Raw genomic sequence first — 11,571 nt, 5'->3', positions numbered from 1 at the left:
GCTCAATCCATAGAAAAAGAAAAAGCCGCCAGCGTGAGCCGGCGGCTTCCTTGTAAAGTCTGGCGAATGTCTTATCGCGGCAGGTCCGTTTCGCCGGTCAGGTAAAGGTCAACCGCACGGGCGGCCTGGCGGCCTTCGCGGATTGCCCAGACGACCAGCGACTGCCCCTTGCGCACGTCACCGGCGGCAAAGACCTTGTCGATCGAGGTCTTGTAGTCGTCGGTGTTGGCCTTGACGTTGGTGCGGCCGTCCAGTTCCAGGGTCTCACCGGCTTCGGCAACGTAAGTGTCTAGCAGCGGGCCGGAGAAGCCGATGGCCGCCAGTACAAGATCGGCGCGCAGGATGAACTCTGTGCCTTCGATCGGGCGGCGTTTTTCGTCGACGCGGGCGCATTTGACGCCTTCCACCTTGCCGTCTTCGCCAACGAGACCAAGGGTGGCTGCGGAGAATTCGCGTTCAGCGCCCTCCGCCTGGCTGGAAGAGGTGCGGAATTTCGTCGGCCAGTACGGCCAGACGGTCATCTTGTCTTCCTTCAGCGGCGGGATCGGCCGGATGTCGAGCTGGGTCACGGACAGCGCGCCCTGGCGGAATGCGGTGCCGACACAGTCAGAGGCGGTGTCGCCGCCACCGATGACGACGACATGTTTGCCACCTGCCCAGATCGGCGCTTCGTCGCCTTCCGGCTCGCCGCCAACGCGGCGGTTCTGCTGTACGAGATACGGCATGGCCCAGTGGCAGCCTTCCATCTCCATGCCCTCGACGCCCGGATCGCGCGGGCGCTCGGCACCGGCGCACAGGATTACGGCGTCGTGGCGTTCGGTCAGTTCTTCCATGCTGACGGTCACACCGACATTGACGCCATAATGGAAGGTCACACCTTCGGCTTCCATCTGCTGGACGCGCTTGTCGATGTAGTGCTTTTCCATCTTGAAGTCGGGAATGCCATAGCGCAGCAGGCCGCCGGCCTTCGGTTCGCGCTCGTAGACATGTACGGTGTGGCCGGCGCGGGCGAGCTGCTGCGCCGCGGCCATGCCGGCGGGGCCGGAGCCGATGATGGCCACGGCCTTGCCGGTCTTGGTCGCGGACGGCTCGGGCACGATCCAGCCCTGCTCCCAGCCCTTGTCGGCAATCGCCTGTTCCACGCTCTTGATGTTGACCGGAATGTCTTCCAGGTTCAGCGTGCAGGCTTCCTCGCAGGGGGCCGGGCAAATGCGGCCGGTGAACTCCGGAAAGTTGTTGGTGGAGTGCAGGTTCCGAAGCGCCAGGTCCCAGTCGCCCTGGAAGACCAGGTCGTTCCAGTCCGGGATCTGATTGTTGACCGGGCAGCCGGTCGGGCCGTGACAGAACGGAATGCCGCAATCCATGCAGCGGGCCGCCTGGTTGGCGACTTCCTGCTCGTTCAGCGGAATGGTGAACTCGCGGAAATGGCGAATACGGTCGGATGCAGGCTGATACTTCTGTTCCTGCCGATCGATTTCCAGAAAACCGGTTACCTTGCCCAAGGTGACCTCCTCATAACTAATCTCGTTCACAAGGTGGCTCGATCGGCCGGCGAGTCCGGCCGAGAGCCCTGTTGTTCAAGTGCCGGGGTTATTCGGCGGCAACCATCCCCAGACGTTGCTCTTCCATTTCGCGCAGCGCACGGCGGTATTCGACCGGCATGACCTTGACGAATTTCGGACGATAGGTGGTCCAGTCGTCGAGGATTGCCTGTGCCTTGGTCGAGCCCGTGTACTCCACGTGCTTGGTCAGCATCTGGCGCAGGCGCTCGTCATCGTGGCGGGTCATGTCGCACGAGAGGTCCACGCGGCCCTTGTGTTCGATGTCACCGCCATGGTGGTGCAGCTTTTCCAGAAGATCGTCTTCTTCCGTTACCGGCTCCAGGTCGACCATGGCCAGGTTACAGCGTGAGCCGAAGGACCCGTCCTCGTCGAGCACATAGGCGATGCCGCCGGACATGCCGGCTGCGAAGTTGCGGCCGGTCTGGCCGATGACAACGACAACACCGCCGGTCATGTATTCACAGCCGTGGTCGCCCACCCCTTCGACAACGGCGACCGCGCCGGAGTTGCGCACGGCAAAGCGTTCACCGGCGACGCCACGGAAGTAACATTCCCCTTCTGTTGCCCCGTAAAGCACCGTGTTGCCGACAATGATGGAGTTTTCGGCGACGATCCGCGTGTTTTCCGGCGGGCGCACGATGAGCTTTCCGCCGGCAAGGCCCTTGCCGACATAGTCATTGGCATCGCCGACCAGGTTCATGGTCACGCCGCGGGCGACAAAGGCACCGAAAGCCTGTCCGGCCGTGCCCGTCAGGTTGACGGTTAGCGTGTCGGGTTTCTTCAGCGCCTTGCTGCCGTAGCGCTTGGCGATTTCACCCGACAGCATAGCACCGACCGAGCGGTCGACGGAGCAGATGGTCTCGTTGACGACCGTCGGCTCACGGGAGTCGAGGGCCGGCTGGGCAGCTGCAATCAGGCGGCGGTCCAGTATGTCGACGATCGGATGCTCCTGGCGCGCCGTCCAGCGGGTCTCTTCAGCAGCTGCCTCCGGCTGGAAGAAGATCCGCGAAAAGTCGAGACCCTTGGCCTTCCAGTGCTCGAGTGCGGCATTCTTGTCGAGATAGTCGGACCGACCGATCAGCTCGTCCAGTTTCGCAATGCCGAGGCCTGCCATCAGTTCCCGAACTTCTTCGGCAACGTAGAAGAAGTAGTTGATGACATGTTCCGGCGTGCCCTTGAAACGCTTGCGCAGGACCGGGTCCTGGGTCGCAATGCCGACCGGGCAGGTGTTGAGGTGACACTTGCGCATCATCAGACAGCCGGCTGCGATCAGCGGAGCGGTCGAGAAGCCGAATTCATCTGCGCCGAGCAGCGCGCCGACGAGTACATCCCGGCCGGTGCGCAGGCCGCCATCGACCTGAAGCGCAATGCGCGAGCGCAGGCCGTTCAGCACCAGGGTCTGCTGGGTCTCGGCAAGACCGATCTCCCAGGGGCTTCCGGCATGCTTGATCGAGGTCAGCGGCGAAGCGCCGGTACCACCGTCATAGCCGGAAATGGTGATGTGGTCGGCACGGGCCTTGGCAACGCCGGCGGCAACGGTGCCGACACCGACTTCGGAGACCAGCTTGACGGAAATGTCGGCTTCCGGATTGACGTTCTTCAGATCGTAGATCAGCTGTGCCAGATCCTCGATCGAATAGATGTCGTGGTGCGGCGGCGGCGAAATCAGGCCGACGCCGGGGGTGGAGTGGCGCACTTTCGCGATCACCGCATCCACCTTGTGGCCCGGCAGCTGGCCGCCTTCGCCCGGCTTGGCGCCCTGGGCGACCTTGATCTGGATCATGTCGGAATTGACCAGATACTCGGTGGTCACGCCGAAACGGCCGGAGGCCACCTGTTTGATGGCGGAGCGCTGCGGGTTCTGGGATCCGTCCGGCAGGGGGTTGAACCGCTCCGGTTCCTCGCCGCCTTCACCGGTGTTCGACTTGCCGCCGATCTTGTTCATGGCGATCGCCAGCGTCGAATGGGCTTCGCGCGAGATCGAGCCGAAGGACATGGCGCCGGTGACGAAGCGCTTGACGATGTCCTCAGCCGGCTCGACTGCGTCGAGGTCAATCGGCTTGGTGCCGATTTCCTCGGCGGATTTCACCCGGAACAGGCCGCGGATCGCATAGCGGCCACTTTCCTCGTTCACTTCCTTGGCGAAGGCCCGGTACATGTCCGGCAGCTTGGAACGTACCGCATGCTGCAAGGTGGCGATGCTGTCCGGCGTCCACATGTGGCTTTCGCCGCGGGTCCGGTAGGCATATTCACCGCCGACTTCCAGCGACCGGCGCAGGATGGCGACATCACCGAAGGCTTCCTCGTGGCGCTGCACGGTTTCTTCGGCAACCTCGGCAAGGCCGATGCCCTCGATCATGGTGGCGGTGCCGAAGAAATATTTCTTGACGAAACCGGTGCCGAGACCGACGGCGTCGAAGATCTGCGCGCCGCAATAGGACTGGTAGGTCGAGATGCCCATCTTGGACATGACTTTCAGGATGCCCTTGTCGATCGACTTGATGTAGCGCTCGACGACCTCGTACTGATCGACCTCTTCCGGGAAGTCCATCTCCATATGCATGGAGAGCAGGGTCTCGAAGGCGAGATAGGGGTTGATCGCTTCCGCGCCGTAGCCGGCCAGAACGCAGAAGTGATGGACTTCGCGGGCTTCACCGGTTTCAACCACGAGACCGACGGAGGTGCGCAGTCCCTTGCGGATCAGATGATGGTGCACGGCCGCGGTCGCCAGCAGGGCCGGGATCGCGATCCGGGACCGGCTGATCAGGCGATCGGACAGGATGATGATGTTGTAGCCGTCGCGGACGGCCTTTTCGGCGCGCTGGCACAGCTCGTCGAGGGCGCCCTCCATGCCGCCGGCGCCTTTTTCGGCATTATAGGTGATGTCGAGCGTCTTGGCGGAGAACTGGTTGTCCGCCACATCGCCGATGGCGCGGATCTTTTCCAGATCCTCGTTGGTCAGGATCGGCTGGCGTACTTCGAGGCGTTTCGAGGTCGAGGCGCCTTTCAGGTCGAAGATGTTCGGGCGCGGACCGATGAACGACACCAGGCTCATCACCAGCTCTTCACGGATCGGATCAATCGGCGGGTTGGTGACCTGCGCGAAGTTCTGCTTGAAATAGGTATAAAGCAGCTTGGACTTGTCGGACAGCGCCGAGATCGGCGTGTCGGTGCCCATGGAGCCGATGGCTTCCTGGCCGACGGTGGCCATGGGCGTCATCAGCAGCTTGATGTCTTCCTGGGTGTAGCCGAAGGCCTGCTGACGGTCGAGCAGGCTCTCACCGGCAACAGGTGCGCGCTGACGCACGCCCGGCTGGTCTTCCAGAACGATCTGCGAGCGGTGCAGCCAGTCCTTATATGGGTTGGCCGTGGACAGCTGGCGCTTGATCTCGTCGTCGGAGACGATGCGGCCTTCTTCCAGGTCGATTAGCAGCATCTTGCCCGGCTGCAGGCGCCATTTCTGGACGACGCGCTCCTCGTCCACCGGCAGCACACCGACTTCGGAGGACATGATGACGAAGTCTTCGTCCGTCACGATGTAGCGGGCCGGGCGCAGGCCGTTGCGGTCAAGGGTTGCACCGATCTGGCGGCCATCGGTGAAGGCCACCGCGGCCGGGCCGTCCCACGGCTCCATCAGGGCCGCATGATATTCGTAGAAGGCGCGGCGGTTGTCGTCCATCAGCGGATTGCCAGCCCAGGCTTCCGGGATCAGCATCATCGCTGCATGGGCGAGCGAGTAACCGCCCATGGTCAGGAACTCGAGCGCGTTGTCGAAACAGGCAGTGTCCGACTGGCCTTCATAAGAAATCGGCCAGAGCTTGGAAATGTCGTCACCCAGCAGCGCGGAGGAGACAGAGGCCTGGCGCGCGGCCATCCAGTTGACGTTGCCGCGCAGCGTGTTGATCTCGCCGTTATGGGCCACCATCCGGTAGGGGTGGGACAGGTCCCAGGACGGGAAGGTGTTGGTCGAGAAGCGCTGGTGCACCAAAGCCAGGGCGGAAGTGAACCGCTCGTCCTTCAGGTCGGCATAATAGGCGCCGAGCTGGTAGGCGAGGAACATGCCCTTGTAAACGATGGTGCGGCTCGACAGGGAGACAATGTAGAAGCCTTTTTCGACTGCATCGGTCTCGGCGCGCACGGTGTTGGAAATCACCTTGCGCAGCACGTAGAGGCGGCGCTCAAACGCATTGTCGTCATCGCCATTGGATTTCCTGATGAACACCTGGCGCGACACCGGCTCGGTCGCGGCAATGTCAGGTGCCTTGGAGAGCGAGGAATTGTCGACGGGAACATCGCGCCAGCCGATCAGATCCTGGCCTTCGGCCTTGATGACACGCTCGACGATTTCCGTGCACTTGGCGCGCAGGGCGTCGTCCTGCGGCATGAAGATGAAACCGACGCCATATTCACCCGCTTCCGGAAGCGGTGTGCCGGCTGCGGCCAGCTCTTCGGCAAAAAAGGTGTGCGGCATCTGGATCAGCATGCCGGCGCCGTCGCCCATCAGCGGATCTGCGCCAACGGCGCCGCGGTGGGTCAGGTTCTCAAGGACCTGCAGACCGTCGGAGATGATCTTGTGGGACTTCTCGCCCTTCAGGTGGGCAACAAAGCCCACGCCACAGGCATCGTGTTCGCGCGACGGATCGTAGAGCCCTTTGTCGGCGGCCGTGCCCAGTCGTTCGGCAAGAGTTCGGGTGGCGGTGGTCTTTTCGACGTCTCCCCCGGCTTGCATGGCTGTGCTGGTCGTCAGCTCTCGTCTCGTCATGTGCGCCCTCACTGTTAACCCCAGTGCCACCGTGGCTTAAAGCGTCCGGTTCCGTTCGGGTCGCATTCCATCAAGAATGCGGCTCGGCGAACCCTGGCTCGTCTGCCCCGGCTCTGTTGTGTATTAACCGCGCCGGTTCATCAAAACAAACCGCCGCATTGACGCAGCGGCCCTGCCGCTGCCGGGACATCTTGTCCCGCCTCTATGCGCATCCTTCCCGGATCCGCCTGATGGTCTGCCTGTTCACCACGTCCGCCGCGGCCCTTGGACCCGCCCGGCGCCCTTCAGTAATTGGGACAGTATCCCTGTCCTATTCCAGGCGGCGCGAACATGACAGATTTCACCGCCAGGAGCAAGAGTGTTTCTGCGTGGGTGCATTATAATTGTTTCGCGCAAAAAGTTCCATTCGTCCGGAATGGTCATTTGGGCGTGGTTTTGGGTAAGAATCTTGCGTTTGTTAAGACATTGATCAGACTGCTCGCAAAACAGTCACAGCCGTTTGATTTCCTATTTATCGGCAATATGCTCAATTACGGATTGCGCCGCGCAGTCAAAATTGGGTGGCGGACGAAATTGGAACTTTTGTTCGACCAGAGGAGTTCGACATGAAACAGAAGGCTATGACCGCAGCAATCGTTGCAGGTGCCGTTGCAACCGCCGTTGCAGGCCTGTCCACCACCACCGCCACTCCGGCCCATGCCCAGGCCAAGGAAAAATGCTATGGTGTGTCCCTGAAAGGCAAGAACGATTGCGCCGCAGGCCCGGGCACCACATGTGCCGGCACTTCCACCGTCGACTACCAGGGCAATGCCTGGACGCTGGTTCCGAAGGGCACCTGTGTGACCATGGACCTGCCGGACGGCCGCAAAGGGTCTTTGACCGAGCTTGATCGCGACCTGCCGAAAGCCTGATAGGGGCCTGTCGCCTGGCCGCAGATGCGGCCACACTATTCGGGCAGGCGGGAAAACAACCGCCTGCCGGATGTCTGTGTCATCGACCCGGAGTATAGAATGACCGCCCAATTCCCGACCGCGATCCGCATCCCCGCCGATGTGCCTGCGCGGGCAGGTGCGGGGCTGAAGGGCGAGCACATTCCCGAAATCCTGGAAACCCGGGCGGATCTCGGGTTTTTCGAAGTTCATGCGGAAAACTACATGGGGGCGGGTGGCGCGCCGCACCGGCTGCTGGAAGACATTCGCGAAATCTACCCCCTGTCCCTGCACGGTGTCGGGCTTTCCATTGGCGGTGAAGGCCCACTGGATAAGGCACATCTCAACCGTCTTGCTGCGCTGAACCGGCGCTACGAACCGGGCCTCTTTTCAGAGCATCTCGCCTGGTCGACCCATGACACCACCTATTACAACGACCTGCTGCCGGTGCCCTATGACGCGGCAACACTCCAGCGGGTCTGCGATCATATCGACGAGGTCCAGGAGACCGTCGGCCGACGCATGCTCCTGGAAAATCCGTCGACCTATGTCGCTTTCGCGCAGAGCACGATGAGTGAGATCGATTTTCTGACAGAAATCACGCGCCGGACCGGCTGCGGGTTGCTGCTCGACGTCAACAATGTCTATGTCTCGTCCACAAATCACGAACGCTCCGCCGAAGACTATCTGGCCGAGTTTCCGATGGACGCGGTCGGTGAACTTCATCTGGGCGGACACGCGCCCGATACCGACGATGCCGGTCGCCCGCTGCTGATCGATGCCCACGACCGGGAGGTCGACGAGGCTGTCTGGGCCCTTTATGAGCGGGTGCTCCGGAAAACCGGGCCGCTGCCCACGCTGATCGAGTGGGACAACGACGTGCCGGCCTGGCCGGTGCTGCTCGCCGAAGCACAGGCCGCCGATCGCCTCCTGGCCGAGGCTGCCGACCGGCCGCTCAAGCAAGCTGGCTGAGATGAAGAGCGCAATGACATCCTTGAAGCCTGGCAGCGTCCATTTCAGCGAAGCTCTGCTCGATCCGGACAGTCCCCTTCCCCAGGGGATCGTTGGACCGGACGGAAAACCCGCGCCGAAACGATTCAACGTCTACAGAAACAACGTGGTCGTCAGCCTGTGCGAGGCGCTCGGGAAAACCTACCCGTCGATCAAGGCCCTGCTGGGCGAGGACTACTTCAACGCCCTGGCGCGTGCCTTTGTCTCCCAGACCCCTCCGCAATCGCCCGTTCTGATCTGGTATGGTGCAGAATTTCCGGATTTTGTCGAAACTTTCCCGCCACTGGAAGCCTATCCCTATCTTGCGGATGTGGCGCGGGTGGAGTGGGCGTGGCTGCAAGCCTATCATGCTGAGGATGCCGCACCGATGGACCCGGCGGTTCTTGGGGCACTGCCACCGGACGAGGTTGGCGATGCCCGGTTCCGGCGTCATCCGGCTGCCTGGGTGATCTCCACGGCCTGGCCAGTCCTCGATCTGCTACGGGCCAACCGTTTCGACGAAAAGGTCGAGATCGATCTGGGCACAGCCCAGTCCGTCCTGATCACGCGGCCGGAGCTCGACGTCGAGCTGACGCTGTTGCGCCCGGGCGCTGACCTGTTCCTGCAGAGCCTTTTCAACGGGCAATCGCTTGGGGAAGCCGCACTGGCGGCCCAGGAGAACTGCCCGGACTTTTCACTGTCCGACAGCCTGTCGGATTGTCTTTCAAATGGTGCTTTTCAAGGCCTTGCAACGGCCGAGACTGACTGAACCCGGACGCTGACAGAACCGGGAAGGGGGTAACTATGGGTGCATTGATCGGATTTTTCGTACGTTTGTACACGTTCGTTTTCGGGACGCTGGAACGCTTGACCAATGGCTGGTTCCTCGGACTTGCCTCGCGGCTGATTTTTGCCGCCGTCCTCCTGCAGTTTTTCCTCAATTCCGCTATGACCAAAATTGGCGGTAGCGTGATGAACATCTTCACGCCGACAGCGGGCGCTTATGCCCAGATGCTGCCGAAACTGATGGAGCAGGTCAGCTATGACACCAGCCAGGTTGCGTTTTTTCCCTACGGCCTGATCGTCCTGCTCGGCACCTGGGGAGAATTCATTTTGCCGGTGTTGGTCGTCGTTGGCCTGTTCACACGTTTTGCCAGCCTCGGCATGATCGTCTTCATCTGCGTGATGACCTATGTCGACATCTATGGGCATGGTGTCGATGCCAAGACCATAGGTTCGTTGTTCGACAACGATCCCTATTCGACAATTGCCGATGACCGCCTGCTCTGGATCTTCCTGCTTCTGGTGCCGACCCTGAAGGGGCCAGGCGTGGTTTCCCTCGACTGGCTGCTCGGCCGGTCCTACCGCAAGCGGGAAATGTACTACGATTAAAATCATGTTGCCGGTTTCTCGGCGAACTGATTAAACCGGCACATGAATTTTGCCAGTGACAATTGGGCGGGTGCGGCTCCGGCGGTGATGTCGGCGCTCTCCCGCCATAATTCCGGCTTTGCGCCGGCTTATGGCACGGACCCGCTGACCGCGTCCGTTGCCGAGACCTTCACCAGGATCTTTGAACGGGAGGTGGCCGTCTATTTCGTCGCCACCGGTACCGCGGCCAACTCCCTGGCGCTCGCCGCCTACGCCAAACCGGGCGGCGCGATCTTCTGCCACCGGGAGTCCCATATCCAGGTCGATGAGTGCAATTGCCCGGAATTCATGACGTCCGGCGGCAAGCTGGTCAGTGTCGGCGGGGCAAATGGCAAGATGACGCCGGAGGGTTTGAGAGAGGCCATGGCAGCCTTTCCGGACGGCGTGGTGCATCACGGCCAGGTGGCCTCTGTTTCTCTCAGCCAGGCAACGGAAAGCGGAACCGTCTATACGCTTGACGAGATTGCCGCTCTCAAGGCGGTCTGCGCTGAGCGGTCGGTGCCGCTGCATATGGATGGTGCACGCTTTGCGAACGCCCTGACGACGCTCGGCTGCACACCGGCGGATATGACCTGGAAAGCCGGGGTCGACGTGCTTTCCTTCGGCGCTACCAAAAATGGCTGCTGGTGCGCGGAAGCGGTGGTGTTTTTCGATCTGGAAGCCGCCAGGGGCTTTGAGTATTTCCGCAAGCGTGGCGGGCACCTCTTTTCCAAGAGCCGGTTTGTGGCGGCCCAGTTTGATGGCTATTTCGAGGATGACAGCTGGCTGACGACGGCGACCCACGCCAATGCCATGGCGAGCCGGCTGGCGGACGGCATTCGCAGCAAGGGCGGCCGGACGGCCTGGCCGGTTGAAGCCAATGAACTGTTCCCGATCCTGAAGCGCAGCCAGTTCGATGCGCTCCAGGCGGCGGGTGCCTTGATCTATGAATGGCCTGCCAAGGAGCTCGCGCCGGATCACGCGCCGGCAGATGACGAGGTTTGTTTCCGCATGGTCTGCAGCTTCGCAACCTCCGACGAAGACGTGGATGCGTTTCTGAAGGTTCTGGCGGAGGTGGGATGATCAATTTTTGACGGTGGGTCTGCGACACATTGCTGTGTCACCTGGGACGACTGAAGGGAGATCCGGGGCCTGCTCGCTTCCAGAGCTCGGCCTGGACAAGCGGTGCGGCGAGTGGGTCCCGGATCTGCGCTTCGCTTGTCCGGGATGACACTCACGTGCCACGCAGATTTCCTGGGCTCATCAAATGGTGTCCATGACTTAAAAAAGGCGCCCGGTTTCCCAGGCGCCCTGCATTCTTATGCTGCGAAAGCGATGATTAGTGCGCGGTTGATTCGATCTGCTTGGCGGAGCCGGAGCTGATCTCGATCTTGCGCGGCTTCATGGCTTCCGGGATCTCGCGCACGAGATCGACATGGAGCAGGCCGTTTTCCAGGCTGGCGCCTTCCACGCGAACATGTTCGGCAATCTGGAAGCGGCGCTCGAAGGTGCGCGAGGCGATGCCGCGGTAAAGCACTTCGCGGTCGCTGTCTTCCTCGGATTTTTCGCCCTTGATGGTGAGCACGTGTTCCTTGGCTTCCACGCTCAGTTCCGCATCGGTGAAGCCGGCGACGGCCATGGTGATGCGATAGGCGTTCTCGCCAGTGCGCTCGATGTTGTAGGGCGGATAGCTCGGCGCTTCATTGCCGGCGCTGTCGAGCATGGAGAAGAGACGGTCGAACCCGACGGTGGACCGGTAAAGCGGAGAAAAGTCTAAGTGACGCATGTATTTGTCCTCTCTTTGAGCAACTGATACTTCGTTTGGTTTGCGCATCCTTCTGTCCCCCGATTGGCGGGACCGGACCGCTGTGCAGACCCGTCATTGGCGCCTGCACTACAGGATTTGGGCATTCGGATT

Annotated in this window: 8 protein-coding genes; 5 read left to right on the top strand and 3 right to left on the bottom strand. The window is 61.6% G+C overall.

What is annotated here, in order from left to right:
* Positions 1 to 71 precede the first annotated feature (71 nt).
* On the bottom strand, positions 72 to 1,502 hold the full coding sequence (locus ACO6TG_RS11695; RefSeq protein ID WP_422378330.1) for a glutamate synthase subunit beta: 1,431 nt from the start codon (positions 1,500 to 1,502) through the stop codon (positions 72 to 74).
* Between the two features lie 88 nt (positions 1,503 to 1,590).
* Positions 1,591 to 6,324, bottom strand: a complete 4,734-nt coding sequence (gltB, locus tag ACO6TG_RS11690; RefSeq protein ID WP_422378329.1) for a glutamate synthase large subunit — start codon at positions 6,322 to 6,324, stop codon at positions 1,591 to 1,593.
* A 605-nt stretch (positions 6,325 to 6,929) separates the two neighbouring features.
* On the opposite strand from gltB, the gene ACO6TG_RS11685 reads away from it, so the two are divergent.
* The 5 genes from ACO6TG_RS11685 (at position 6,930) to ACO6TG_RS11665 (ending at position 10,736) form a co-directional block, all read left to right on the top strand.
* Positions 6,930 to 7,235: a DUF2282 domain-containing protein gene (locus ACO6TG_RS11685; protein ID WP_422378328.1), complete on the top strand. Its 306-nt coding sequence runs from the start codon at positions 6,930 to 6,932 to the stop codon at positions 7,233 to 7,235.
* A 99-nt stretch (positions 7,236 to 7,334) separates the two neighbouring features.
* The gene (locus ACO6TG_RS11680; protein WP_422378327.1) at positions 7,335 to 8,225 is read left to right on the top strand and encodes a DUF692 domain-containing protein; all 891 of its coding nucleotides are present in this window, start codon (positions 7,335 to 7,337) and stop codon (positions 8,223 to 8,225) included.
* A gap of 13 nt (positions 8,226 to 8,238) precedes the next feature.
* The gene (locus ACO6TG_RS11675) at positions 8,239 to 9,012 is read left to right on the top strand and encodes a DNA-binding domain-containing protein (protein WP_422378326.1); all 774 of its coding nucleotides are present in this window, start codon (positions 8,239 to 8,241) and stop codon (positions 9,010 to 9,012) included.
* Between the two features lie 35 nt (positions 9,013 to 9,047).
* Entirely contained in the window at positions 9,048 to 9,635 is a 588-nt protein-coding gene (locus tag ACO6TG_RS11670) for a DoxX family protein (RefSeq protein ID WP_422378325.1), read from the top strand.
* A 42-nt stretch (positions 9,636 to 9,677) separates the two neighbouring features.
* Positions 9,678 to 10,736, top strand: coding sequence for a threonine aldolase family protein (locus ACO6TG_RS11665; protein ID WP_422378324.1), 1,059 nt, complete (start codon positions 9,678 to 9,680; stop codon positions 10,734 to 10,736).
* A gap of 256 nt (positions 10,737 to 10,992) precedes the next feature.
* Here ACO6TG_RS11665 and ACO6TG_RS11660 read toward each other — a convergent pair whose 3' ends face one another.
* The gene (locus tag ACO6TG_RS11660) at positions 10,993 to 11,439 is read right to left on the bottom strand and encodes an Hsp20 family protein (RefSeq protein ID WP_094072529.1); all 447 of its coding nucleotides are present in this window, start codon (positions 11,437 to 11,439) and stop codon (positions 10,993 to 10,995) included.
* Between the last annotated feature and the right edge of the window lie 132 nt (positions 11,440 to 11,571).

Source organism: Roseibium sp. (genome assembly GCF_965233565.1).
Taxonomy (GTDB): Bacteria; Pseudomonadota; Alphaproteobacteria; order Rhizobiales; family Stappiaceae; genus Roseibium.
The sequence above is the reverse complement of the archived record's forward strand: the minus strand, read 5'-3'. Positions and strand labels throughout refer to the sequence as shown.